At 57.4% G+C, this 25,218-nt stretch carries 28 protein-coding genes and 1 tRNA gene; 23 read left to right on the forward strand and 6 right to left on the reverse strand.

Features of this window, described 5'->3' with window-relative positions:
- The first annotated feature begins 2 nt into the window (after nt 1-2).
- The 8 genes from V6L81_RS22370 (at nt 3) to V6L81_RS22405 (ending at nt 7,502) form a co-directional block, all read left to right on the forward strand.
- The gene (locus V6L81_RS22370; protein WP_095001111.1) at nt 3-941 is read left to right on the forward strand and encodes a MerR family transcriptional regulator; all 939 of its coding nucleotides are present in this window, start codon (nt 3-5) and stop codon (nt 939-941) included.
- An 8-nt stretch (nt 942-949) separates the two neighbouring features.
- Nucleotides 950-2,395 (forward strand): deoxyribodipyrimidine photo-lyase, encoded by a 1,446-nt coding sequence (phrB, locus tag V6L81_RS22375; protein ID WP_095018250.1) that lies wholly within the window; start codon nt 950-952, stop codon nt 2,393-2,395.
- Nucleotides 2,388-3,158 (forward strand): SDR family oxidoreductase, encoded by a 771-nt coding sequence (locus tag V6L81_RS22380; RefSeq protein WP_095018251.1) that lies wholly within the window; start codon nt 2,388-2,390, stop codon nt 3,156-3,158. The genes phrB and V6L81_RS22380 overlap by 8 nt, the downstream gene beginning before the upstream one ends.
- Nucleotides 3,155-4,402 (forward strand): NAD(P)/FAD-dependent oxidoreductase, encoded by a 1,248-nt coding sequence (locus tag V6L81_RS22385; protein WP_095001108.1) that lies wholly within the window; start codon nt 3,155-3,157, stop codon nt 4,400-4,402. The genes V6L81_RS22380 and V6L81_RS22385 overlap by 4 nt, the downstream gene beginning before the upstream one ends.
- Nucleotides 4,399-5,199 carry a DUF1365 domain-containing protein gene (locus tag V6L81_RS22390; protein ID WP_095018252.1) on the forward strand — a complete coding sequence of 267 codons (801 nt, stop codon included), beginning with the start codon at nt 4,399-4,401 and terminating at the stop codon, nt 5,197-5,199. The genes V6L81_RS22385 and V6L81_RS22390 overlap by 4 nt, the downstream gene beginning before the upstream one ends.
- A complete protein-coding gene (locus V6L81_RS22395; protein WP_296300745.1) occupies nt 5,186-6,457 on the forward strand; it encodes a cyclopropane-fatty-acyl-phospholipid synthase family protein in 1,272 nt (423 codons plus the stop codon). Before V6L81_RS22390 ends, V6L81_RS22395 begins: the two co-directional genes overlap by 14 nt.
- A complete protein-coding gene (locus V6L81_RS22400) occupies nt 6,450-6,956 on the forward strand; it encodes a DUF2878 domain-containing protein (RefSeq protein WP_323165837.1) in 507 nt (168 codons plus the stop codon). Before V6L81_RS22395 ends, V6L81_RS22400 begins: the two co-directional genes overlap by 8 nt.
- A gap of 240 nt (nt 6,957-7,196) precedes the next feature.
- Nucleotides 7,197-7,502, forward strand: a complete 306-nt coding sequence (locus tag V6L81_RS22405; RefSeq protein WP_095001104.1) for a YkgJ family cysteine cluster protein — start codon at nt 7,197-7,199, stop codon at nt 7,500-7,502.
- Nucleotides 7,503-7,512: 10 nt separating this feature from the next.
- Here the strand turns inward: V6L81_RS22405 and V6L81_RS22410 are convergent, their stop codons facing one another.
- The 6 genes from V6L81_RS22410 to hemA all read right to left on the reverse strand — a co-directional run bounded on the left by V6L81_RS22410 (nt 7,513) and on the right by hemA (nt 12,846).
- Nucleotides 7,513-8,031 (reverse strand): acyloxyacyl hydrolase, encoded by a 519-nt coding sequence (locus tag V6L81_RS22410; protein ID WP_095001103.1) that lies wholly within the window; start codon nt 8,029-8,031, stop codon nt 7,513-7,515.
- An 82-nt stretch (nt 8,032-8,113) separates the two neighbouring features.
- Nucleotides 8,114-8,905: a glutamate racemase gene (gene murI, locus V6L81_RS22415; RefSeq protein ID WP_095038778.1), complete on the reverse strand. Its 792-nt coding sequence runs from the start codon at nt 8,903-8,905 to the stop codon at nt 8,114-8,116.
- A complete protein-coding gene (locus V6L81_RS22420; RefSeq protein WP_095031454.1) occupies nt 8,898-9,653 on the reverse strand; it encodes a molybdopterin-synthase adenylyltransferase MoeB in 756 nt (251 codons plus the stop codon). Before V6L81_RS22420 ends, murI begins: the two co-directional genes overlap by 8 nt.
- Nucleotides 9,647-10,477, reverse strand: a complete 831-nt coding sequence (gene prmC, locus V6L81_RS22425) for a peptide chain release factor N(5)-glutamine methyltransferase (RefSeq protein ID WP_095024934.1) — start codon at nt 10,475-10,477, stop codon at nt 9,647-9,649. Before prmC ends, V6L81_RS22420 begins: the two co-directional genes overlap by 7 nt.
- Complete coding sequence (prfA, locus tag V6L81_RS22430; protein WP_095003173.1) at nt 10,478-11,560, reverse strand: peptide chain release factor 1; 1,083 nt, start codon at nt 11,558-11,560, stop codon at nt 10,478-10,480. It abuts the gene before it with no gap.
- A 2-nt stretch (nt 11,561-11,562) separates the two neighbouring features.
- Nucleotides 11,563-12,846 (reverse strand): glutamyl-tRNA reductase, encoded by a 1,284-nt coding sequence (gene hemA, locus V6L81_RS22435; protein ID WP_095003174.1) that lies wholly within the window; start codon nt 12,844-12,846, stop codon nt 11,563-11,565.
- Nucleotides 12,847-13,047: 201 nt separating this feature from the next.
- On the opposite strand from hemA, the gene V6L81_RS22440 reads away from it, so the two are divergent.
- The 15 genes from V6L81_RS22440 to sctL all read left to right on the forward strand — a co-directional run bounded on the left by V6L81_RS22440 (nt 13,048) and on the right by sctL (nt 25,209).
- Complete coding sequence (locus tag V6L81_RS22440; protein WP_130871981.1) at nt 13,048-14,772, forward strand: tetratricopeptide repeat protein; 1,725 nt, start codon at nt 13,048-13,050, stop codon at nt 14,770-14,772.
- A 3-nt stretch (nt 14,773-14,775) separates the two neighbouring features.
- Nucleotides 14,776-15,402 (forward strand): lipoprotein insertase outer membrane protein LolB, encoded by a 627-nt coding sequence (lolB, locus tag V6L81_RS22445; protein ID WP_095003176.1) that lies wholly within the window; start codon nt 14,776-14,778, stop codon nt 15,400-15,402.
- Nucleotide 15,403: 1 nt separating this feature from the next.
- Nucleotides 15,404-16,264 (forward strand): 4-(cytidine 5'-diphospho)-2-C-methyl-D-erythritol kinase, encoded by an 861-nt coding sequence (gene ispE / locus V6L81_RS22450; RefSeq protein WP_370688637.1) that lies wholly within the window; start codon nt 15,404-15,406, stop codon nt 16,262-16,264.
- Nucleotides 16,265-16,301: 37 nt separating this feature from the next.
- A tRNA-Gln gene (locus V6L81_RS22455) sits at nt 16,302-16,376 on the forward strand.
- Between the two features lie 45 nt (nt 16,377-16,421).
- Nucleotides 16,422-17,363 (forward strand): ribose-phosphate pyrophosphokinase, encoded by a 942-nt coding sequence (locus tag V6L81_RS22460; RefSeq protein ID WP_019825119.1) that lies wholly within the window; start codon nt 16,422-16,424, stop codon nt 17,361-17,363.
- A gap of 139 nt (nt 17,364-17,502) precedes the next feature.
- A complete protein-coding gene (locus V6L81_RS22465; protein ID WP_095003177.1) occupies nt 17,503-18,090 on the forward strand; it encodes a 50S ribosomal protein L25/general stress protein Ctc in 588 nt (195 codons plus the stop codon).
- A 166-nt stretch (nt 18,091-18,256) separates the two neighbouring features.
- Complete coding sequence (gene pth, locus V6L81_RS22470) at nt 18,257-18,841, forward strand: aminoacyl-tRNA hydrolase (RefSeq protein WP_016781749.1); 585 nt, start codon at nt 18,257-18,259, stop codon at nt 18,839-18,841.
- 23 nt (nt 18,842-18,864) lie between these two features.
- Nucleotides 18,865-19,965 carry a redox-regulated ATPase YchF gene (ychF, locus tag V6L81_RS22475; RefSeq protein WP_086798695.1) on the forward strand — a complete coding sequence of 367 codons (1,101 nt, stop codon included), beginning with the start codon at nt 18,865-18,867 and terminating at the stop codon, nt 19,963-19,965.
- 124 nt (nt 19,966-20,089) lie between these two features.
- The gene (locus V6L81_RS22480; RefSeq protein WP_095003178.1) at nt 20,090-21,154 is read left to right on the forward strand and encodes an aromatic acid exporter family protein; all 1,065 of its coding nucleotides are present in this window, start codon (nt 20,090-20,092) and stop codon (nt 21,152-21,154) included.
- A 250-nt stretch (nt 21,155-21,404) separates the two neighbouring features.
- The gene (locus V6L81_RS22485; protein WP_095021222.1) at nt 21,405-22,322 is read left to right on the forward strand and encodes a sigma 54-interacting transcriptional regulator; all 918 of its coding nucleotides are present in this window, start codon (nt 21,405-21,407) and stop codon (nt 22,320-22,322) included.
- 295 nt (nt 22,323-22,617) lie between these two features.
- The gene (locus tag V6L81_RS22490; protein ID WP_095021223.1) at nt 22,618-22,845 is read left to right on the forward strand and encodes a hypothetical protein; all 228 of its coding nucleotides are present in this window, start codon (nt 22,618-22,620) and stop codon (nt 22,843-22,845) included.
- A 97-nt stretch (nt 22,846-22,942) separates the two neighbouring features.
- Nucleotides 22,943-23,311, forward strand: coding sequence for an EscI/YscI/HrpB family type III secretion system inner rod protein (locus tag V6L81_RS22495; RefSeq protein ID WP_095003181.1), 369 nt, complete (start codon nt 22,943-22,945; stop codon nt 23,309-23,311).
- A gap of 8 nt (nt 23,312-23,319) precedes the next feature.
- Nucleotides 23,320-24,075, forward strand: coding sequence for a type III secretion system inner membrane ring lipoprotein SctJ (gene sctJ / locus V6L81_RS22500; RefSeq protein WP_095019656.1), 756 nt, complete (start codon nt 23,320-23,322; stop codon nt 24,073-24,075).
- The gene (locus V6L81_RS22505) at nt 24,072-24,617 is read left to right on the forward strand and encodes a type III secretion protein (RefSeq protein WP_338660338.1); all 546 of its coding nucleotides are present in this window, start codon (nt 24,072-24,074) and stop codon (nt 24,615-24,617) included. Before sctJ ends, V6L81_RS22505 begins: the two co-directional genes overlap by 4 nt.
- Nucleotides 24,595-25,209: a type III secretion system stator protein SctL gene (gene sctL, locus V6L81_RS22510; protein WP_315263064.1), complete on the forward strand. Its 615-nt coding sequence runs from the start codon at nt 24,595-24,597 to the stop codon at nt 25,207-25,209. Before V6L81_RS22505 ends, sctL begins: the two co-directional genes overlap by 23 nt.
- Nucleotides 25,210-25,218 lie beyond the last annotated feature (9 nt).

Below are 25,218 nucleotides of genomic sequence, written 5' to 3' on the forward strand. Positions count from 1 at the left end.
CCATGAATGATGACCTGATCATGTCCAACACCCCTGGTACGGACTACAGCCAGGCACTGGCCGAAGGCTGGTTGCCCATCCGCGAAGTGTCGCGCATCACCGGTGTGAATGCCGTGACCCTGCGTGCCTGGGAACGCCGCTACGGCTTGATCGTGCCGCACCGCACGGCCAAGGGCCATCGCCTGTTCTCGACCGAGCATATCCAGCGCATCCAGCAGATTTTGTTGTGGCTCAACCGTGGCGTGTCGGTCAGCCAGATCAAGCCGCTACTCAACGCGCCGCCGACTCTCGCCCCGGCACCTGACAGCGACTGGCAGGCGTGGCGGCAAACCATGATTGAAGCCATCAGTGAGCTGGCCGAACGCCGCCTCGACGACTGCTTTAACCAGGCAATGTCGCTCTACCCCGCCCGCCCGCTCTGTGAACAACTGCTGCTGCCTCTTTTGAGCGAGCTGGAACAACGCTGGCAAGGGCAGTTCGGTGCGCAATTGGAGCGGGTGTTTTTCCACTCCTGGCTGCGCAGCAAGCTGGGGGCACGGATTTATCACAACAACCGTTCGCTCAAGGGCGCGCCGGTACTGCTGATCAATCATTCCGACCTGCCCTTCGAGCCGCAACTGTGGCTGACCGCCTTGCTGGTCAGCAGCAGCCACTGCCCGGTCGAAGTCTTCGACGCACCTGTGCCCGGCGGCGAACTGGGCCTGGCTGTCGAGCATTTGAAGCCCCGCGCCGTGGTGCTGTACTCCAGCAAAACCCTCAATACCCATCAACTGCCCCGACTGCTGCAGGGTATCGACTGCCCGATCCTGATCGCCGGACCGACGGTATGCATCCACTTCGACCAGTTGTCCGTAAGTACAACCGAGATCGCAGGATTGTATCTGGCCCACAACCCGGTAGAGGCCCATCAACGCCTCAGCCAACTCGGCCTTTATCGCTAGGAAATGATATGCAACTGATCTGGCTGCGCACCGACTTGCGCCACGACGACAACACCGCCCTGAGCGCCGCTGCCAAACGCGGCCCCACCCTGGCCGTATACCTGATCAGCCCCGAGCAATGGCTGGCCCATGACGATGCGCCAAGCAAGGTAGACTTCTGGCTGCGCAATCTGCGCACGCTGAGCAACAGCCTGCAACAGCTCAATATTCCTTTGCTTATTCGTACTGCGCCCAGCTGGGACCAGGCGCCTGCGGTGCTCCTTGAGCTGTGCCAGCAGCACGGAGTTGAGGCGGTACACACCAACCAGGAATATGGCATCCATGAAACCCGCCGCGACCAGGCAGTTGCCCGGGCCCTTGAAGCTCAGGGCATCGAGTTTCACGGTTACCTCGACCAACTGTTGTTCCAGCCGGGCAGCATCCTCACGCAGTCGGGCTCGTACTTTCAGGTCTTCAGCCAGTTTCGCCGCATCTGCTACAACCGCCTGCACATGGCCTTGCCCAAGCTGGTTGCCAGGCCTGAAAAACAATCACCGCTGAATATCCAGAGCGACGTCATACCCAAGTCTGTCAGCGGTTTTGCCGTACCCAGCGATTCGCTGCGCGCATTGTGGCCAGCAGGCGAGGATCAGGCTCGCCAACGCCTGGCACAGTTTGCCGATGAGCAGATCCACTACTATCAGGACGAACGCGACCTGCCCGCCAAACCCGGTACCAGCCAGCTGTCGGCCTACCTCGCGGCAGGTGTGATCTCACCCCGCCAATGCCTGCACGCCGCATTGCAAAGCAACAACGGCGAGTTTGAAAGCGGCAGCCCGGGGGTATTTACCTGGATCACCGAGCTGCTGTGGCGCGAGTTCTACAAACATATCCTGGTGGGCTACCCACGGGTCTCACGTCACCGCGCCTTTCGTCCGGAAACCGAATACCTGCCCTGGCGCCACGCGCCGGATGAACTGGCCGCCTGGAAACAGGGCCGCACTGGCTTCCCGATTATCGACGCGGCCATCAGGCAACTGCTGGAAACCGGCTGGATGCACAACCGCCTGCGCATGGTAGTGGCTATGTTCCTGACCAAAAATCTACTGATCGACTGGCGCGAGGGCGAGCGCTTTTTTATGCAGCATCTGATCGACGGTGATCTGGCCGCCAACAATGGCGGCTGGCAATGGAGTTCATCCACGGGAACCGACTCGGTGCCGTATTTCCGTATTTTCAACCCGATCACCCAGTCCGAACGCTTCGACCCCGAGGGTAAATTTATCAAGCACTGGCTGCCCGAACTGGCCGAGCTGAACAAAAAACAGGTGCACAACCCCGCGTCGGTGGGCGGGCTGTTTGGCGTGGCCAATTACCCGGCGCCCATCGTCAACTTGAGCCAAAGCCGCGACCGCGCCTTGAGCGCCTTCAAAAATCTGCCCTCCCGGCAAATGCTGGAGGCCAGCCATGGCTGATCGGCGGCGGATCTGGCTCACGGGCGCGAGCAGCGGCATTGGTGCGCAAATGGCCGAAGAGTTGCTCAGTAGTGGCGCCCGGCTGGCATTGACAGCCCGCACGCTGGCGCCTTTGAAAGCCTTGTCCGACCGTTACCCCGGACAGGTCTTGCTGGTGCCCGGCGACCTGACCGACAGCCTGCAGGTACGCGAAATTGGCAAGCGCATCATCCAGGCCTGGGGCGCGCTGGACACCGTAATCCTCAATGCAGGCACCTGTGAGTATGTTGATGCCCGCCACTTCGACGCCGCACTGGTCGAGCGCGTGGTGCGCACCAACCTGCTGGCCAACAGCTATTGCCTGGAAAGCGCACTGCCACTGCTGCGCGCAGGCTCGCGCCCGCATCTGGTGGGAGTGGTCAGCTCGGTCACCTTATGGCCATTGCCACGGGCCGGGGCCTACGGTGCGTCAAAAGCCGGCCTGCGCTACTTGCTCGAATCGTTGCGCATCGATCTGGCCCAGGAACAGATCGATGTCACCCTGGTCAGCCCCGGCTTTGTCGATACCCCGCTCACTGAACACAATGACTTCCCGATGCCCATGCGCTGGCCTGCACACAAGGCGGCACGGCATATTTGCCAGCGCCTGGAAAAACGCCCGCTGGAGATCGCCTTCCCGACGCTGTTCATTGCCTCCTTGCGGCTGCTGGCAAACCTGCCAAAGCGCCTGCAAGTGGCGTTAGGCAAGCGTCTGGCACGTACATCCGACGGTAAGCCATCATGAAAATAGCGATCATTGGCAGCGGGATTTCAGGGCTGACCTGCGGCTACCTGCTGCATAAAGAACATGATGTCAGCGTGTTCGAGGCCAGCGACTGGATCGGCGGGCACACCCATACCGTCAATGTGAGCGTCAAAGGCCAAACCTATGCCGTGGACACCGGCTTTATTGTGTTCAACGATTGGACTTACCCTAATTTCATCAAATTGATGGAGCAATTGGGTGTTGGCTCCAAAGCCACTGAAATGAGTTTTTCAGTCCACGACACCGACAGCAACCTCGAATACAACGGCAATACCCTCAACAGCCTGTTCGCCCAGCGCAGCAACCTGTTGTCGCCCAGGTTCTGGGGCATGTTGCGCGATATTTTGCGTTTCAATCGCGAGGCCATTCGCGACCTGGACGAACAACGTATTGCCAGCAACACCCGGTTGGGCGACTACTTGCGACTGCGGGGTTATGGCTCGCGCTTTATCGAACACTATATCGTGCCGATGGGGGCTGCGATCTGGTCGATGTCCCTGGTCGAGATGCAAGCCTTTCCATTGCAGTTCTTTGTGCGCTTTTTCAAGAATCACGGCCTGCTCAGCGTCAGCAATCGCCCGCAATGGCGTGTGATTGAAGGCGGTTCCAGTAGCTACCTAAAACCCTTGAGCGCAGGATTTGCCGACAGGATTCGCCGCAACTGCCCGGTTATCCAGGTTGAACGCAATGCCGAAAGCGTTCTGGTGCACAGCGTTGGTGGTACTGAATCTTTCGACAAGGTGATCTTTGCCTGTCACAGCGACCAGGCCCTGAAGCTGCTGGCCAAGCCCTCGGTTGCCGAACAACAGATTCTGGGAGCCATGCCATACGCCGACAACGAGGTCGTGCTGCACACCGATACCCGATTACTACCCGACCGAAAGCTGGCTTGGGCTAGCTGGAATTATCGCCTGGGCGGTGCAGGACAAAAACGTGCAGCCGTAACCTACGATATGAACATCCTGCAAGGGATTCAGAGCGAGACCACTTTTTGCGTCAGTCTCAACCAAACCGCAGCAATTGACCCGCTCAAAGTGCTGGCCAGCTACACCTATGCCCACCCGCAATACAGCCTGGACGCCGTCGCCGCGCAAGCGCGCTGGCAAGAACTGCTGGGCGCACAGCACAGCTACTTTTGTGGCGCTTATTGGGCCAACGGCTTCCATGAAGACGGCGTGGTCAGCGCCTTGCGCGTGGCCCAGGCCTTTGGTCAGCAATTATGAACAGCGCCCTGTACAGCGGCTGGATCGGCCATCGGCGCTTTGCTCCAAAGCCCCATGCCTTTCGCTATCAGATCGGCCTGTTGTATCTGGATCTGGATGAGCAAGACGCTGTACTGGGGCTTTCACCACTGGCAGGCAAAAGTCGTTTTGCGCCCTTCTCGTTTCGTGAAACCGATTACCTGAAAACCTTCACCGCAACCGGCATGCGCCTGATTGATGCGGTACGCCAGCAAGTTTCCAGCGCTTTGGGGTATACGCCGCAAGGCCCGATATGCGTGCTCACACAAGCCCGCAGTTGGGGGCTTTCCTTCAACCCGGTGAGCTTCTTCTATTGTTACGAAGCTGACGGAAAACTGGCCGCCCTCCTGTGTGAAGTCACCAATACGCCTTGGCGCGAACGTTATCACTATGTGCTTCCCGCCAATGGAGACGGTCTTTCCCACGTTGCCGTGGCCAAAGCCTTCCACGTATCACCTTTTCTGCCACGGGATCTGGAATACCACATGAGCTTCAGCCCGCCCCAGGCCCGGCTCGGGGTGCATATGGCCGACTGGCAAGGTGATCTGAAACTGTTTGATGCCACCCTCAACCTGCAACGCACTCCCCTGGACCGCCCGGGCCTGCACCGCTATCTGCGGCAGTTCCCGTGGATGACCGCCAAAACCTGCCTGGCCATTTACTGGCAAGCCTTGCGCCTGTTTCTTAAACGCACACCGATTTTTTCCCACCAGGCCGCCGACGGCGCCTTTCGCATTGCCGCCCTGCAACCCAAGGATCAACGCCATGAAGAGCCCTAGCCTGGTGAGCAAAACCTCACTGTCGACTACCCACAACCTGACCAGCGCACTACTGCGACGCGGGGTGCTGCGCCAGCTCAGTCAATTGAAAAGCGGGCATCTGGTGATCACCGAAAACGGTGAACGCCTGATCTTCGGTGACAGCGGCGCGGGCCTGGTCGGCGAGGTGCAGATTCACGATACAAGTGTCTGGGGCATGATCGCCAGCAACGGCTCGATTGGCGCCGGCGAAGCCTTTATTCATGGCTACTGGAGTTCACCTGACCTGACCAAAGTGATCCGCGTACTGGTCAGCAACATGGACGTGCTTGATGCCATGGAAGGTGGCCTGGCCCGCCTGGGTCGCCCGCTGATTCGTGGCTTGCACTGGATCAATCGCAACACCCGCAAGGGCTCGCAAAAAAACATTGCTGCGCATTACGACCTGGGTAATGACATGTTCGAGCAATTCCTCGACCCGACCATGATGTATTCCGCCGCGCAGTTCTTAACGGCTGACGACACCCTGGAGCAAGCCCAGCTTAACAAGCTGCAGCGCATCTGCCAGAAGCTCGACCTCAAGCCCGCAGACCATTTGCTGGAAATCGGTACCGGCTGGGGCAGCATGGCGCTGTATGCAGCGCAACATTACGGCTGCAAGGTGACGACGACTACATTGTCCAAAGAGCAATTCGACTACACCCAAACCCGCATCGAAGCGCTGGGCTTACAAGAGCAAGTAACGTTACTGCTGGAGGATTACCGCGACCTGACCGGGCAATACGACAAGCTGGTGTCGATCGAGATGATCGAAGCAGTCGGCCATCACTTCTTGCCCAGTTACTTCAAGCAATGCGCCCGCTTGCTCAAGCCCCACGGCCTGATGCTGCTGCAAGCCATCACCATTCGCGAGCAGCGTTACGAGCAGGCAAAAAGTAGCGTGGACTTTATCCAGCGCTACATCTTTCCCGGTGGTGCACTGCCTAGCGTGCAAAAAATGCTCGAAATTGTCGGCAAGGACACCGATATGAATCTGATGCATATGGAGGATTTTGGCCTGCACTACGCCAAAACCCTGCGCTTGTGGCATGAGAACTTTCGCCGCGCACACGGCCGTTTAACGGAATTGGGCTACGACGAATACTTTCTGCGCCTGTGGGAGTTTTACCTGTGCTACTGCGAGGGCGGCTTTCTCGAGCGCAGCATCGGCACCGCACAATTGTTGCTGGCCAAGCCGGCGGCCATGCCCGAACCATTGCTTGGTCGCTTCAATGCCTAAAAACCTGGTAAATGCCGGGCTGTTCCAGCTCGGCTGGTTTGCCTGTGTATTGGGAGGCAACAGCCTGTGGTTGCTGCTGGCCGCGGGCGCCCTGCTGGTGCATCTTCTGTTTATCAGCCGCTCATTGGCAGAAGTGCGCCTGGTAGTGGTCGTGTGCGTGCTCGGCAGTACGGTGGACAGCCTGTTGCTCAATGCCGATGTTTTCGCCTTCAAGCAGCCCGGCATAGTGATTCCGTTCTGGCTGATGTTGCTTTGGGCCCTGCTGGCCATCACCTTGAACCACTGCCTGGCGTGGACTGCCAAGCCCTGGTGGCGTGCTGTTTTGCTGGGAGCCATCGGTGGACCGCTGTCGTATTACGCCGGGCAACGTCTGGGCGCGGTGCAATTCCCGCTGGGCCTGTGGCCGACGCTGGCCGGGTTGAGCCTGTTGTGGGCTGGGTTGTTTGCGGTCCTTGTAGCGATTGCCGACAGGCTACGTCCGGTTGCGCAGCAAGTGTAAATCCTGAGAGCGAGTTTCATCTGGCAAACCGCAATGGCTGACTTTACGACGGCTGCGGCAGCTGCAAGGTCTGAAGGAAATTTTAACTGTGGGAGCGAGCCTGCTCGCGAAAGTCGTTCGCGAGCAGGCTCGCTCCCACAGGGAGGGTTGACCGGCAACAGAGTATCTACGGGGGGTTATACATCTGCGTTCATCAGCACATTCACACCTGATGCCAGCACTGCCTTACACTGCACGCCTATGACCAACATCCCCCTGACCGAAATTACCGAACCCGCCGTTACCTGTTCAACGTGCGCGGCATGCTGCTGCCAGCTGGAAGTGATGCTGATCACCGATACCGGTGTGCCCGAGCGTTTTATTGCAGAGGATGACTGGGGCGGCGAAGTGATGCTGCGCCTGGATGATGGTTGGTGTGCGGCTTTGGACCGCAACACCATGATGTGCACCATCTATGAGCTTCGACCACTGATTTGCCGCGAGTTCGAAATGGGCGAAGTCGAATGCCTCAATGAACGCCAGGGCATTGCCACGGCGTATCGCTAAATACCTGCCCCTACAGCGGCATGGTGTAGTGCAGCGCATAGCTTTCTACGCCGTCATTGGTGCTGGAGATCCCGGCATTGGAATAGTGGGTCGCACGTATCCCGACCTCATGACCACCGGCAAAGCGCAGGCCAAACCCCAAACGGTCTTCAAACTGGAAAGCTGTTCCCAGACGGTTGCCCTCCACTTCAGTGTGCGAGAACAACGCCACCCCGATCCCGGCTTCGAGATAGGGCTTAACGCTTCCACCGGCAAATTCGTACACCAGCACGGGCGAGAACGACAGGCTATTACTCGCGGATGACTTGTCACCTTCCCAGTAGGTGTAAGCCCCATCCCAATAGCCGGTCAGACGCCCCACATCACTTTGTAGCCAGCTTTTGTCCCAATCAGATTTCAAGCCCAGACGGTAGGTCATGGTCGATTCGCTGGTGTGCCCCACCGCAAATTCAAGCCCGGCAGCCTGTGCAGTAAAACTTTGCCCCAGTGCAGCGGCTGCAAGCGCAGCCAAACAAAACAGTCGCTTCATAAGAAAATCCTATTTTCATATGCCCATGTCAGTGGTTATGCGCTTCATCAGGCAGGTGTCATGAAGCATAAGTTCTGTTTTTTTACAGACCGAAGCTTCGCACAACGCCAGATTTATTCCACAACACAGGCAGGATATTTCCTAAGTGTTCAGGAGAAGCGCTGGTCCAGAACTGCGTTTCAGCAGGCGGGCCAGCTGCCAGCAAGCCGCGCTCAGCCAACAATCGCTTGAGCTGGCGCGCCACGGCGGCACCGGTGTCGATCAGGGTAATCGAACCAGGAAGCATCTGGCTTAGCAGAGGCTTGAGGAAGGGGTAATGCGTACAGCCAAGAATAATGGTGTCACAGCCCGCGGCCAGCAACGGTTCGACATAACCGCGCAACAAAGTACGCAAGGTATCGCTGTGCAGGTCGCCGGTTTCGATCAGCTCCACCAGGCCCGGGCATGGCTGAGTGACAACCCGCACATCGCTGGCAAAACGATCGAGCAAGGCAGCAAATTTGGCGCTCTGCAATGTGCCGGTCGTGGCGAGTACGCCTACCACTCCACTGCGGGTGGCCGCTGCCGCCGGTTTGACCGCTGGCTCCATACCGACCATGGGCCAGGTCGGGTAACGCTGACGCAAATCCGCCACCGCAGCCACCGTTGCAGTATTACAGGCCAGCACCAGCGCCTTGGCGCCTTGCTGCTGGAAAAATTCAGCCATTACCGCGCAGCGCTGACGAATGAATTCGGGGCTTTTTTCGCCATAGGGGATATGCCCGCAGTCCGCCACATAAAGCAGCGACTCGTTGGGCAATAGCGCGTGGATCTCCTTGAGTACCGACAAGCCACCGACGCCGGAGTCGAAAACGCCAATCGGCGCCTCACTCATGGCCAGTACCGCATACGCTGCAGGCCGGGTCGCGCTTGACCCGCAATTCGCGAAAACGCGTGCTCGAGGCATCGACCAGCAACAGCCGGCCCACCAGTGGCTCACCAAACCCGGCCAACACCTTGAGCGCTTCAAGGGCCTGCAAGCTGCCGATCACCCCCACCAGGGGACCAATGACGCCGGCTTCGCTGCAGGTCAGCTCCTCTTCGCTGCCATGCCCGTACAGGCAGTGATAGCAAGGGCTGGCACTCTGGCGCGAGTCAAACACCGACAGCTGCCCCTCAAGGCGAATCGCCGCGCCACTGACCAACGGCTTGCGCGCCGCAACACAGGCCTTGTTCACCGCTTCACGGGTGGCAAAGTTGTCGCAGCAGTCGAGCACCAGATCCACCGCGGCAACGGCGTCGGCCAGCGAATCGGCATCCAGCACCGAGCGGTGGGCAACCAGCTTGAGATGCGGATTGATCAGGCGCAGTCGGCGCAACGCCGAGTCCACCTTGCTCTCGCCAACATTGGCAGTGTCATGAATGATCTGACGCTGCAGATTGGTCAGGTCAACGCTGTCAAAGTCAGCCAGATGCAGCTCGCCGACACCGGCGGCGGCCAGGTACAGCGCGACGGGCGAGCCCAGCCCACCCAGCCCGACAATCAGCACACGGCTGTTTTTCAGCTTCAGCTGGCCATCGATATCAACCTGTTGCAACAGGATCTGTCGGCTATAGCGCAACAGCTCCTCGTCGGTCAGCACGGCAGGCGGCCCAATGTAATGCGTTCGTGGCCGCCCAGGTCCGTGCGGCTTTCAACCTCGGTAAAACCTGCGTCCTGCAACAGTTGGCGCACAGCTGCAGCCTGATCGTAACCGTGCTCCAGCATCAACCAGCCACCTGCATTCAAGTGCTGCGCAGAAGCGGTAATGATCTGGCGGATATCGTCCAGGCCATCGGCACCGGCAACCAGAGCGCTTTCAGGTTCGAAACGCACATCGCCTTGCGCCAGGTGAACATCACCGGCAGCAATATAGGGCGGGTTGCTGATAATCAGGTCAAAACGCTGGTCGTCCAGCGCGCTGAACCAATGGCTGGTAAACACATTGACGTTGTCGAGCTGCAAACGCTGGCGATTGCGCTCGGCCAGAGCCACGGCCTCAAGCACGCGGTCAACTGCCGTGACGTGCCAGGCGGCACGTTCACTGGCCAAAGCCAGGGCGATTGCACCGCTGCCAGTGCCCAGGTCCAGCACTTTGGCCGGGGTTGCGGGCAGCAGGGCCAGCGCGGTTTCCACCAGCAACTCGGTGTCCGGGCGCGGAATCAGCGTATGCGGCGCCACTTCCAGATCAAGGTTCCAGAAACCCTGCTGCCCCAGAATATAGGCCACCGGCTCACCGGCACGGCGGCGCAGCAAGTACTCGGCGAAGGTCAAGGCGGCTTCGCTGCTGACGATTTTTTCGGGCCATGTGTGCAGATAGCTGCGCGACTTGCCCAGGGCAGCGGCCAGCAGCAGCTCCGCATCAAGACGGGCCGTAGGTGAATCAGGCAGTTCAGCAGCACGCAACAAGCTGGCAATAATAGTCATTTATTCACCCAGGGCTGTCAGTTGATCAGCCTGAAACTCCGCCAATAAAGGCTCGATAACGGCATCAACGCCGCCAGCCAGTACGTCATCCAGGGAATACAGGGTCAGGTTGACACGATGGTCAGTCACTCGCCCCTGCGCGAAATTGTAAGTGCGGATGCGCTCGGAACGATCCCCCGAGCCCACCAGCGACTTGCGCTCGCTGGCAATGGCATTGGCCGCGGCGCTGGTTTGCTGGTCATTCAATTTGGCCGAGAGCCAGGACATCGCCCGCGCCCGGTTTTTATGCTGGGAACGCTCTTCCTGACACTCCACCACAATGCCCGAGGGCAAGTGAGTAATGCGGATGGCCGAGTCGGTCTTGTTGACGTGCTGGCCACCGGCTCCGGAGGAACGGTAGGTATCCACACGCAAATCGGCCGGGTTGATCTCGATGGCTTCCTGCTCATCGGGCTCTGGCAGCACCGCCACGGTACAGGCCGAGGTATGGATACGACCCTGGGATTCGGTTGCAGGTACACGCTGCACGCGGTGTACACCGGACTCGAACTTCAGCTTGGCGTAAACATTCTCACCTTCGACACGGGCAATGACTTCTTTATAGCCACCATGCTCGCCGATGCTTTCGGACAGGATTTCAACCCGCCAGCCACGGCGCTCGGCGTAGCGCGAGTACATGCGAAACAGATCACCGGCAAAAATCGCCGCTTCATCGCCACCGGTGCCGGCGCGAATTTCCAGAAACACGTTGCGCCCGTCATTCGGATCCTTGGGCAGCAGCATGCGTTGCAGGTCTTTTTCCAGTTCGATCAATCGCTCTTTGGCTTCACGAACTTCCTCGACTGCCATTTCGCGCATGTCCGGGTCGTTGTCCTTGAGCAACGCCTGGGCGCCTTCAAGGTCGGCCTGCACTTTGAGCCACTGCGCGTAAGCGGCAACAATGGGTTCAACTTCCGAGTATTCCTTGGAATAGGCGCGGAATTTGGTTTGATCGGAAATGACTTCGCCATCGCCAAGCAATGCGGTCAGTTCTTCAAAACGGTCCTGGAGGATGTCCAGTTTATTAAGCAGTGACGCTTTCATTACTATTTTTTATCCGCAGAGCTATGCGATGAGCCCTCACCGAGGGCAAAAAGTTCTTGGGCCATGGCCAGCGCATCGAGGCGGCCTTCGGCGGAAAGTTTTTTCAGTTGTACGCTGGGGGCATGAAGCAATTTGTTGGTCAGCCCGCGCGCCAGTTGTACCAGCACATCTTCCGGATTGCTGCCGTTGGCGAGCATGCGCTGGGCCTTTTGCAGCTCTTCGTCACGCAGGCGTTCGCTTTGCTGGCGGTAGGCCTTGAGCACATCCACAGCCGCCAGTTCACGCAGGCGCACCATAAAATCGTCAGCGCCGATGCTCACCAGCTCTTCTGCCGCCTGGGCCGCGCCCTGACGGCTCTTGAGGTTTTCCGCAACCACTTCATGCAAGTCATCGACGGTATAGAGGTACACGTCGTCCAGCTCACCGACTTCAGGCTCGATATCCCGGGGAACGGCAATATCGACCATAAAAATCGGTTTGTGCTTGCGCAGCTTCAGGGCGCTTTCGACCGCGCCCTTGCCCAAAATCGGCAATTGGCTGGCCGTGGAGCTGATCACGATGTCGCTGTGTACCAGCTCCTGGGGAATATCCGACAGCAGTACCGCGTGGGCGCCAAACTGCTCAGCCAGGGTACTGGCGCGTTCCAGGGTACGGTTGGCCACCACGATACGCTTTACTCCCAGGTCATGCAGGTGGCGGGCGACCAGGGTAATCGTCTCGCCCGCACCGATCAGCAAGGCCTGGCTGCGCTGCAGATCGCTGAAGATCTGCTTGGCCAGGCTCACCGCGGCAAAGGCCACCGAAACCGGGTTTTCACCGATGGCGGTGTCGGTGCGCACCTGTTTGGCCGAGTTGAACGTGGCCTGGAACAAGCGCCCCAACAACGGCCCGACCGTGCCCGCCTCACGCGCCACGGCATAGGCCGACTTCATCTGGCCGAGAATCTGCGGTTCGCCCAACACCAGCGAATCCAGGCCTGAAGCCACGCGCATCATGTGACGAACGGCTGCGTCGTCTTCATGGATATAGGCGCAGGCACGCAGTTCATCGAGGCTCAGGTCATGATAGTCCGCCAGCCATTGCAGCACACGGTCTGCCGAAAGGTGGTCCTGCTCTATATAGAGCTCGCTGCGATTGCAGGTGGAGAGGATCGCAGCTTCGCGACTGTCGGTTAGGCGGCAGAGCTGCTGCAAGGCCTCAACCAACTGCTCCGGAGTAAAAGCCACGCGCTCGCGGACGTCTACTGAAGCAGTCTTGTGGTTAATACCGAGTGCGAGGAAGGCCATTCAAGATCGCTGATGATGACAAGAAGCCGACAATTGTCCTACTTCGCCAGATTCAGAACAACCATTGCTGACTATTGTCTCTATAGTTAACGTCTGTTGAACACATCATCAGCCCCGGATATCGATAGTCGCACCTGTTATGGTTTGCACCATTGCATGTGTCATGATGCCCAGACCGCAGGTAAGTCGCCCATCTCTTATATGAATAGATCCTCCGCGTTGCTCCTCGCTCTCGTCCTTCTCAGTGGCTGCCAGGCTCTGGCCCCCACGTCCCCGGATGACTCATCCGCGGCAGAAGACGTTTCCTCCACCCCGGAAAAACCCACGGTCTACAGTTCGTTCAGCGAAGACACGCTGTACAGCCTGTTGAGCGCCGAGCTGGCCGGCCAGCGCAATCGTCTGGATATCGCCCTCGATAACTACGTGACGCAAGCGATCAACACGCAGGATCCGGGAGTTTCCGAACGCGCTTTCCGTATCGCCGAGTATCTGGGCGCCGACCAGGCCGCACTGGATACCTCGCTGATCTGGGTGAAAAACGCCCCGGACGATATCGAGGCGCAACGTGCTGCAGCCATTCAGCTGGCGCGCAACGGCCGTTATGACGAATCCCTGGTCTACATGGAAAAAGTCCTGCAGGCCAAGGGTGATACTCACTTCGATTTCCTGGCCCTGGCGGCCATAGAAACCGATGCGGATACCCGGGCAGGTCTGCAAAAAAGTTTTGACAGCCTGCTGGCCAAGCACCCGGACAACGGTCAGCTGATTTTCGGCAAGGCCTTGTTGATGCAACAGGACGGTGATGCCGAAGGCGCGCTGAAGCTACTGGAAAAGAACCCGCCGCAAAACGGCGAAGTCGCCCCGATTCTGTTGCGCGCCCGTTTGTTGCAAAGCCTCAACCGCGGCGATGAAGCGTTGCCCCTGCTGAAAAAAAGCGTCAGCCAGTACCCCGATGACAAGCGCCTGGGCCTGACCTATGCGCGCACCCTGGTCGAGCAGAACCGCATGACCGAGGCAAAAGTGCAGTTTGCCAGCCTGGTGGAGCAATACCCCGAAGACGATGAGCTGCGATTCTCGCTGGCACTGGTTTGCCTGGAAGGCAAATCCTGGGACGAAGCCGAAGGCTATCTGCAAGAGCTGATCGAGCGCGACAGCCATGTCGACTCGGCGCATCTGAACCTGGGCCGCATCGCCGAAGAACGCAATGATCCCGAGGGCGCACTGGTTGAGTACGCATTGGTAGGTCCCGGCAGCGAATACCTGCCCGCACAACTGCGCCAGGCGGACATCCTGATCAGCCATGGTCGCGGCGCCGAAGCCTCGAAAAAACTGGCCTCGGCCCGTGGTGCACAGCCCGACTACGCCATCCAGCTGTACTTGATAGAAGCCGAAACCCTGGCGGCGAACAACCAGACCGATCGCGCCTGGAACACGCTGCAACAAGCACTCAAGCAATACCCGGACGATCTCAACCTGCTGTATTCACGCGCCATGCTGGCCGAGAAACGTAACGATCTAGATCAGATGGAGCGGGATTTACGCGCCATCATCAAGCGTGAACCTGACAACGCCATGGCATTGAACGCCCTGGGCTATACGCTTTCGGATCGAACCACTCGCTACACGGAAGCCAAGGCGCTGATCCAGCAAGCCTATGATCTGAACCCGGACGACCCTGCTGTGCTCGACAGCCTGGGCTGGGTGAATTATCGCCTTGGCAATCTGGATGAGGCCGAACGCTTGCTGCGCCAGGCACTGGAGCGTTTCCCTGATCAGGAAGTAGCCGCTCATCTGGGCGAAGTGCTGTGGGCCAATGGCAAGCAGCGTGAAGCGAAAAAAATCTGGGGCACTTTTCTTAAAGAAAATCCTGACAGCCCTATTCTGCGCAAAACCATTTTGCGCCTGACCGGATCAGAGACTCTTTAACTCATGTTTTATCGTCACTTGCGCCATCTCGTGGTTTTCAGCCTGATTGCCGTGCTCGCCGGTTGCGCGGGCTTCGGCGCCCGCGAATCCGTAGAAGGCCACGGCAGCCCTGCCCTGTGGTCAGCCCACAAACAGCAATTGACCCGGCTCGACGGCTGGCAAATCAGCGGCAAAGTCGGCATTCGCGCCCCTAAAGAATCGGGCAGCGCCACGCTGTTCTGGCTGCAGCGCCAGGACTATTACGACATACGCCTTTCCGGTCCGCTGGGCCGCGGAGCCGCTCGCCTGACCGGGCGCCCGGGCAGCGTGCTTCTGGAAGTGGCCAATCAGGGCCGCTATGAAGCACCGACCCCTGAAGCGCTTTTGGGCGAACAATTGGGCTGGAGCCTGCCAGTGTCACATCTGGTCTGGTGGGTACGCGGCTTGCCTGCGCCCGGCAGCAAAAGCCGGGTAACATTGAATGCTGACAGCCGCCTGGCCAACCTGGAACAGGACGGCTGGAAAATCGAATATTTGAGCTATGTCGAGCAAAACGGCTTCTGGCTGCCTGAGCGGGTCAAGCTGCACGGCCCGGATCTGGATGTCACGCTCGTGGTTAAAGATTGGCAACCTCGCTTGTTGGGTCAATAAGATGCAAGACCGTCTGAATCGAAACACTCTGGTTTTGCCCTCCCCGGCAAAGCTTAATCTGATGCTGCACATTCTCGGTCGTCGCGAAGATGGCTATCACGAACTGCAAACGCTGTTTCAATTTCTCGACTACGGCGATGAAATGACCTTTGCCGTGCGTGACGACGGAATCATTTGCCTGCACACCGAATTCCCCGGTGTTGCTCATGACGACAATTTGATCGTCAAGGCCGCAAAAAAGCTTCAGGCACAATCCGCTTGCCCGCTGGGGATCGATATCTGGATCAAAAAAGTGTTGCCCATGGGCGGCGGCATCGGTGGCGGCAGTTCCAATGCCGCCACAACACTGCTCGCGCTCAACCATCTTTGGCAACTGGCCTGGGATGAAGACCGGCTGGCAGCGCTGGGCCTGACTCTTGGGGCCGACGTCCCGGTTTTCGTTCGTGGCCACGCCGCATTTGCTGAAGGTGTCGGCGAAATTCTTACGCCTGCCGAGCCAGAAGAACCCTGGTATCTGGTGCTTGTCCCGCAAGTATCTGTAAGTACTGCAGAAATATTTTCAGATCCGTTGTTGACACGTGACTCTTTGCCCATTAAAGTGCGCCCCGTTCCCAAGGGAAACAGCCGAAACGACTGCGAAGCAGTAGTGAAGGAGCGTTATCCAGAAGTACGTAACGCTTTGAATTTGTTAGGTAAATATACCGAAGCAAAATTAACTGGAACTGGAAGTTGTATATTTGGGGCCTTCCCAAACGAAGCAGATGCTGATAAAGTGCTGCACCTTCTTACAGAGACCCTTACAGGGTTTGTAGCAAAAGGAAGCAACGTTTCGATGTTGCATCGCAAGCTGCAAAATTTGTAAAAGGAAACGGGTACACGGTACTCGTAGCAACAGATACAGGGGCGTCGCCAAGCGGTAAGGCAGCAGGTTTTGATCCTGCCATGCGTTGGTTCGAATCCAGCCGCCCCTGCCATTTCTTATACTCATCCAGGTTACCCTCAGCCTTCAGGTACTGCGCGTGTCCAAGATGATGGTCTTTACGGGGAACGCTAACCCCGATCTGGCTCGGCGTGTCGTACGTCAGCTGCATATCCCACTCGGTGACATCTCTGTCGGCAAGTTTTCCGACGGCGAAATTACCGCTGAGATTAATGAAAATGTCCGCGGTAAAGACGTTTTCATCATTCAGCCGACTTGTGCTCCGACCAACGATAACCTGATGGAACTCGTCGTGATGGCTGATGCCTTCCGCCGCTCCTCAGCGACTCGTATTACTGCTGTTATTCCTTACTTTGGTTATGCCCGTCAGGATCGCCGTCCGCGTTCCGCACGTGTGGCTATCAGCGCAAAAGTTGTTGCTGACATGCTTACCGTAGTCGGCATCGATCGTGTTCTCACGGTTGATTTGCATGCTGACCAAATCCAGGGTTTCTTCGATATTCCTGTAGATAACATCTATGGCTCCCCAGTTTTGGTGGATGACATCGAAGATCAGCGCTTTGAGAACCTTATGATTGTGTCCCCGGATATCGGCGGCGTCGTGCGTGCACGTGCTGTTGCCAAATCCCTGGGCGTCGATCTGGGTATCATCGACAAACGCCGTGAGAAAGCCAATCACTCTGAAGTGATGCATATCATCGGTGATGTCGAAGGGCGTACCTGTATTCTGGTTGATGACATGGTCGATACCGCCGGCACGTTGTGCCACGCGGCTAAAGCCTTGAAAGAGCATGGTGCTTCCAAAGTGTTCGCCTACTGCACACACCCTGTGCTGTCGGGTCGGGCAATCGAGAATATCGAAAATTCCATGCTGGATGAGCTGGTGGTGACCAACACCATCCCGCTGTCCGCTGCCGCACAAGCCTGTTCGCGTATCCGCCAACTGGATATCGCACCGGTTGTGGCTGAAGCGGTTCGCCGCATCAGCAACGAAGAATCGATCAGCGCGATGTTCCGATAAGGGCCCTGCCCTTTCAGGACTTCTGCTGACGAAAAGCGCCCCGCCCCAGCAATCCGTTGGGGCGGGGCTTTTTTGCCCATACCGTCCATGGCGCTGGTCGCAAACGCCAGGGCGGATGTGGTTATTTTGGAGATACAACATGAACGATTTTACTCTGAATGCTGAAGTGCGTTCCGACCTGGGGAAAGGTGCGAGCCGCCGCCTGCGTCGTCTCGCAAGCCTGGTTCCAGCTGTAGTTTACGGTGGCGAAAAAGCCCCTGAATCCATCAGCATGCTGGCTAAAGAAGTTGCCAAACTGCTCGAAAACGAAGCTGCTTACAGCCACGTTATCGAACTGACCGTTGGCGGCGTTAAGCAAAACGTGATCATCAAAGCTCTGCAACGTCACCCGGCTAAAGGCCACGTGATGCACGCTGACTTCGTACGCGTTGTTGCTGGTCAAAAACTGACTGCAATCGTACCGGTTCACTTCGTTGGTGAAGCGGCTCCGATCAAGAAAGGCGGCGAGATCTCCCACGTTGTTGCGGAAATCGAAGTTTCCTGCCTGCCAAAAGACCTGCCTGAATTCATCGAAGTTGACCTGGCTAACGCTGAAGTCGGCTCGATCATTCACCTGTCGGACATCACCGCTCCTAAAGGCGTTGAGTTCGTAGCTCTGGCACACGGTAACGACCTGGCAGTAGCCAACGTTCACGCTCCACGTGTTGCACCAGAAGCAGCAGAGTAATTCATTACTCTGTCGTTGGAGTCTTGAGAAACATCGCGAGCTAACACGCAGCGAGTAAAGCGGACAAGATCGCGAAGTTTACTCACGTAAACCCGCTTTCTTGTCCGTTTTCGCCGCTAACCGTTAGCGGCGATGTTATCCACAACTCCATAGAAGGGCCCTTGTCGTGACCGCCATAAAACTGATCGTTGGCCTGGGAAATCCAGGCACCGAATACGAACAGACCCGGCATAACGCAGGGGCCCTTTTTGTTGAGCGTCTCGCGGCAGCCAATGGGGTAAACCTCGTTGCAGACCGCAAATATTTTGGCCTGACCGGGCGCTTCAGCCACCAGGGTCAGGATGTTCGTCTGTTGATTCCCACCACCTATATGAACCGAAGCGGCCAGGCCGTTGCGGCGCTTGCCGGTTTCTACCGCATTGCGCCGGAATCCATATTGGTGGCCCACGACGAACTCGATCTCCCGCCAGGCGTTGCCAAGCTCAAGCTGGGCGGCGGCCACGGAGGTCACAACGGATTGCGCGACATCATCGCGCAACTGGGGAACAACAAAGATTTCTACCGTCTGCGGCTTGGCATTGGCCACCCGGGCGTCGCCAGCATGGTGTCCAACTTTGTCCTCGGTCGTGCGCCACGCGCCGAACAGGAAAAACTGGATGCCAGCATCGATTTTGCCCTCGGCGTGCTGCCGGATATCCTCGCCGGGGAATGGAACCGTGCGATGAAAAACCTGCACAGCCAGAAGGCCTGACTCTTTTTCCGAGGGGAAACACCATGGGATTCAACTGCGGCATCGTCGGCCTGCCTAACGTCGGCAAGTCCACCCTGTTCAACGCCCTTACCAAGTCCGGTATCGCGGCCGAGAACTTCCCCTTCTGCACGATCGAGCCGAACACCGGTATCGTGCCGATGCCCGACCCACGCCTGGACGCGCTGGCTGCCATCGTCAAGCCACAGCGTATCCTGCCGACCACCATGGAGTTCGTTGATATCGCGGGCCTGGTGGCTGGCGCATCGAAAGGTGAAGGCCTGGGTAACAAGTTCCTGGCCAACATCCGTGAGACCGATGCCATCGCTCACGTGGTCCGCTGCTTTGAAGACGAAAACGTTATTCACGTTTCCAACAGCGTTGACCCGAAACGCGACATCGAAATCATCGACCTTGAGCTGATCTTCGCCGACCTCGACAGCTGCGAAAAGCAACTGCAGAAAGTCGCGCGCAATGCCAAAGGCGGTGACAAGGAAGCCGTAGCCCAAAAAGCCCTGCTGGAACAGCTGATCGCCCACTTCACCCTGGGCAAGCCGGCACGCAGCCTGATCAAGAACATGGACGCAGATGAGAAAGCCATCATCAAAGGCTTCCACCTGCTGACCACCAAGCCGGTGATGTACATCGCCAACGTGGCTGAAGACGGTTTTGAGAACAACCCGTTGCTGGACGTTGTGCTGGCTATCGCTGAAGAAGAAGGCGCGATCGTTGTTCCGGTCTGCAACAAGATCGAAGCAGAAATCGCCGAGCTTGATGACGGCGAAGAGAAAGACATGTTCCTGGAGGCCCTGGGCCTTGAAGAGCCTGGTCTTAACCGTGTGATTCGCGCCGGTTACGAAATGCTGGACCTGCAAACCTACTTCACCGCCGGCGTGCAGGAAGTTCGCGCCTGGACAGTAAAAGTAGGTGCGACCGCCCCTCAAGCAGCCGGTGTGATCCACACCGACTTCGAAAAAGGCTTTATCCGCGCTGAAGTTATCGCCTACGACGATTTCATCAAGTTCAACGGGGAAGCGGGCGCGAAAGAAGCCGGTAAGTGGCGTCTGGAAGGCAAGGAATACATCGTTAAAGACGGTGACGTCCTGCACTTCCGTTTCAACGTGTAATACAGCACACGTATAAAAAACCGCGCCCAGGCGCGGTTTTTTTTGGCCTGGCGTTTGTGGCGCACTCCGGGGCGCAACAACGGTCTATGGTTAACGCCATCTCACCTCATGATCGGGAGCCTCAATGATTCCCCGCGCCAAATTCCTCAGCCGCTATACCGACCCCATAGTCGAAAAAATCAAAGCCCGCTGGTCCCTGGGCTGGCGAGACGCCCTGGCCTCAGCCATTGCCGCCGCACTGGCGTGGATTATCGCCCGGCATTTTTTCGGTCACATACACCCCGTGTTTGCCGCAATCAGTGCCGTGGTGTGCCTGGCTCCAGGCCTGCCCAGTCATGGCAAGCAAGCGGTGGGCCTGATGGTGGGTGTCGCCACCGGGATCATCGTAGGCGAAGCCGCCTTGTGGTTGCCGGATGCTTACCCGTTGGTGCGTATTGGCTTTGCCACCTTCTCTGCCATCGCCATCGCGGCACTCTATGGCCTGGGGGCCGTGGTGCCCATCCAGGCCGGTGTATCGGCGGTGCTGATGCTGGCCGTAGGCCCGGAAAGTGCTGGCGTGGTACGGATGCTTGATGTGGTCGTGGGCTCATGCGTCGGGCTGGTTTTCAGCCAGATACTGCTGACCCCCAACCCGATCGGCATTATCGACAGCTCCGCCAAGGAGTTGCTCGAAAAGCTGGCGTCGGGATTCGGTAAAAGCCTGCAAGCTCTCGAAGGACAAGATGCGGCCAAGGCTCAAAATGCCGTGCAGATATTTTCCAGGGCCCACGACAGCCTTATTGCCCTGGAGAACGGCATCAGCATGGCCCGCAATACCGCCCGCTGGACCTTGCGCGGGCGCTTTGTATCACGGGAAGTCAAAGACATTGCCAGCCGTTACGAGCGCCACGCCGTGCGTTTATACGCCAGCTCCCTGTTGTTTGCAGAAGCCTTTGCCGATGCCTTGCGCAAGGAACAGGGCCCGGCACCGTCCTCCCTCCACGAACGGCTGGCAAACGTTGCTTCAGGCTGCGCCTCGATCGCCAGCGACGATGAACACCCGGTACTCATCCCCGTAGCCGGCGATGAATCGGCCGATGTTGTGTCAGCACCATGGCAGCTGTGCATGCAGCACTTGAGCACCGTTGAAAGCGCCCTTCTGACCTTCGGATTTACGACTCAGGGCGATAGCAGAAAAAACCCTGAATAAAAATACGAATAAATACCCGTTTACCCTTACCTCCACGAAGTTCGATCCATGGAGGTAAGGCACGCTATCCCTACGCCAATAAATACTAATCCTTACCGTGTCTATGTGTTTTAGCTCTCGACAGGCGGCCAGTTCAGGCCTTGGTTTAAACCGTCAACACCTTCAAACTATAAAATAAAAAGCGTTGTTTATACCTGTTTAACATTGCGAATTTCCCCTATCAAAAAAACATGGCGCCGGAGTATATTCAATGGGATCCTTTCGCCCGGACAAAGAGCCTTCAAGCCTATATTTTTCCGATGACACACAACTTCACGCTACTGTCAGAAATGCGGCAGCACAAAATATCGACATAATGCTTCATGGTGAAACAGGCACAGGCAAAGATACATTGGCCGAGCATCTGCATACCTTATCCGGGCGCCGTGGTCGTTATATTGCACTCAATTGCGCGGCCATCCCCGAGAGTCTGGCGGAAAGCCAGTTGTTTGGTGTCACCCAAGGCGCATTCACCGGCGCCCTGCAATCACGTGCAGGATTTATAGAAGCTTCAGATAAAGGCACTCTGTACCTGGATGAAATAGACAGCATGCCGCTGGCTTTGCAGGCCAAATTGTTGCGCGTTCTGGAAACCCGTGGTGTTGAGCGATTGGGCTCGACAACATTCATCCCTGTGGACATGCGTGTGATTGCCTCGGCCCAAACCTCCCTTGCGAAGTTGGTGGCACAAGGTCATTTCAGGTGCGACCTGTACTATCGCCTGAATGTCGTGAACCTGCACTTGCCGCCTTTGCGAGAACGACGCGAATACATTACCCCCTTGTTTATGGAGTTTATTCAGCGTGAGGCCCGGCATTTCAACTCATCCATACCAGTACCGAACACTGCGCTGCTACAACAGATCATCTGTCATGACTGGCCGGGCAATGTCAGGGAGTTACGCTCCGCAGCAAAGCGCTTTGTGCTCGGGCTACCCCCGCTGGATACCTCTTCCTGTGAACATGAATCCACAATTCTAAATTTAAAAATGCGCCTGCAACAAATAGAAAAGCAGTTGATCGCAGATTGTTTGCGACGCCACTTTAATTGTATCGATTCTGTGGTAATCGAACTTGGGATTGCCAAGCGCACGCTGTACCACCGAATGAAACAATTAGACATTTACTGAGTAGTTCCCACTGGAACTGCCCACATGGATATCGACACTTAAATAGCGAACAGACGTTCTGTTGCACTCCCAATACCGAACCACAGAGGCACATACATGTTCCCTTTACTTTCACTTGTAATGCCCTTTGCGAGCCAGGTCCTCAACGCGCTTGGCGGATTTGGAAACACAAGAATGCCCCCTGCAAACCCGGCAAATACTCACACCAAAAATATCGATCACTCTCAAACGAACATATATATAAATAATAAAATTTCGTTCTGACCTTCCTGAGAAAACCAAGAGGATAAAGAGTATGTTTACAGAAATAGTTAGATTCTTTGCAGGAATGGCGCGCGGTGCTGGCGACGACCCACTCCAAGCGCAAAAAAACTTTGCGCGCGAACAGGAATGGAAAGCCGCCGCGGCCGCCATGCACAAAACGGGAGTTGACACGAGAAACGGCATAGCCGCCGGAGTAATGGACTCAAGTAGCAAGTCAATGAATGCAATCTTTGCAGGTGCCAAGGCCATCTCGTACTGATTTTATTCATACCGCCCCATCTCGAATGGGGCATCCGGCCAATCGGGGCGTGCAGCCACACAAGCATGCAACTACAACTCACAGCTTGAGGTTTCAAATGAAAACCCACTTTCCTTCGAAGCTCCCCCAGGCCGTCTTGAGTGCCTCTGAACTACCCTCGAACACCCCCGAACTGGCCGATATCCATTGGTTCAACGCCTCTTTGCTTGCCACGGCAACTAAAGCAACCAATACCGAGATATCCGATAAATTGACCAGCCACCCACTCAAACAGCGCTCTGCACTTTTAGCGGGTCTGTCGAGTACCGCCGCAAGGGCCCTGCAAAAAGCCAGTACCAGCACCGACCCCCTCGACATGCTCAAATCCACCCGGGCCCTGTCGGCGCTCCACCTTGAGACCGTGCTGAGCGCCAAGATGATCAGCAAGACGTCACAAGCCATCGAAAAACTCACCAATCTGTCTTAGGTAACCGCATGGCAGCGCGCCTGATCAAGAGTGTGTGTTTCCTGCTCGTGCTGGCCGTCACCGGTTGTGGTGAAAGCGTGGTGCTTCACAGCCAGCTCTCCGAACAGGAGGCCAATGCAGTCATTGCAGAACTGGCAGACAAACAGGTCCACGCTCAAAAAGTCCCCGATAAAAATGGCATTTCCATTCGTGTCAGAACAGAAGCTATCAGCCGGGCGATTAACTCGCTGTCGGCGGCTGGCCTGCCCAGAACAAAGCGCTCCACACTGGGTGATATTTTTCGCAAGGAAGGTGTCATTTCTACGCCACTTGAGGAGCGCGCCCGTTACATCTATGCGCTGTCACAAGAGCTTGAAGCCACACTGTCGAGCATTGACGGGGTGATAGTCGCGCGCGTGCATGTGGTACTGCCCGAACGTGTGGCGCCAGGTGAGGCCGTGCAGCCCGCATCCGCTTCGGTGTTTATCAAACACGATGCCAGACTGGACCCCGACGGCATCCAGTCGCGGGTACGGCGGATGGTTGCCAGCAGCATTCCGGGCATGGCAATGGCAATCGACAACCCGCACAAAATAACCACGGTTTTTGTTCTTGCCGCCGCGTTTCAGGACAACCAGCAACTGCTGTTCTTCGGACCTTTTCTGGTGCCGCAGCAAGACCTGGGGTTCTGGAAAAGCCTGTTCGCTGCACTGGTGACAGGGTGCCTGCTGGCAATCATTACGCCAGTTGTATGGTTAAAGCTGCGCAAAAAGGGCTCTGCATGAATGACCTTGATGCCTGGGTACAGTGGTGGGCCTTGCCATGGCGCTACGCCCATCCGCACTGGCAGATCCTTGACGCATCGCCCGCCTTGCTGCGCAACCAGCATGCAGGCGCCAGCAAGAGCTTGGGTATCGCCCCCTGCCTGCCCTGTGCGCCCACAACCAGCCTGATGCAGCTGGCACTGGCGCAACCGGCGCACTATGACGCGTTGCTGCAAAGGGTCGAGCGTATCTGCCGCACTACACCTTCTGCTGCACGGGATGACACGCAGCGTTTGTGGTGCCAGCGCCTTGCCAGGGCTTTGCACACGCAGGACTGGCTCGAGCCCGCCGACGATCCCTTGCAACTGCTCAGAGCATGGCTCGAACCACCGGTCTGGCAGAGGTTGCGACTGCGCTTTGCCCCTGCACGGATCGAAACGCTGGAGCAAAAACCGGTGCCGGCCATTTCACCGGCCAAACTCCGAACGCTCTGGCAAACAGTGTTGTGGCACACACGACCCCGCGACGAGGGGCACAACCATGCTGACACGCCGCACGATTGAGCTGCAGCCAGGCGCAACCGGGCTGCCCCAGGTACTGATCAGCAGCCAGAACCTGATCGATTGCGGCCTGGCCAATGAGGTGCTGGCCCAGGCACGTGCCCAGGCAGACGAACTGCTGAGCAACGCTGAAAACGCTGCCGAAACGCTGCTGCAAAAGGCCCACAGCGAATTCTGGCAACAGGCCAATGCCCATCTGGCGCGTTGGCAACAGGAACATGGCGCCTTGTACCAAGCGATTGAAACCAGCGCCTCGCAAGTGGTCAATCAGGCTCTGGAGCGATTGCTCGGTGAGGTGCCGCCACAGATGCGAATCAATGCCTTGCTGGCGCAACTGCTGCCAGCCCAATGCCCGCCATTGAATGCAACCCTGCGCTGCCACCCGCAGATGCTTGCACCTGTACGGCAGTGGCTAAGCACCCGCCCGGATACCGCATGGCAACTGCAAGCAGATGAACGCCTCGACCCCTTCGCTCTGGTGCTGGTCACTGCGCAACACGACCTGCGCATTGACTGGGCCACAACGCTCAAGGCGCTGCTGATCCCCATGACCACTGATGGAACTGATCCGGCAGGAGCTACCACTGAGTGGTGAGTATTGACT

Origin of the sequence: Pseudomonas bubulae (assembly GCF_037023725.1) — a bacterium.
Classification (GTDB): domain Bacteria; phylum Pseudomonadota; class Gammaproteobacteria; order Pseudomonadales; family Pseudomonadaceae; genus Aquipseudomonas; species Aquipseudomonas bubulae.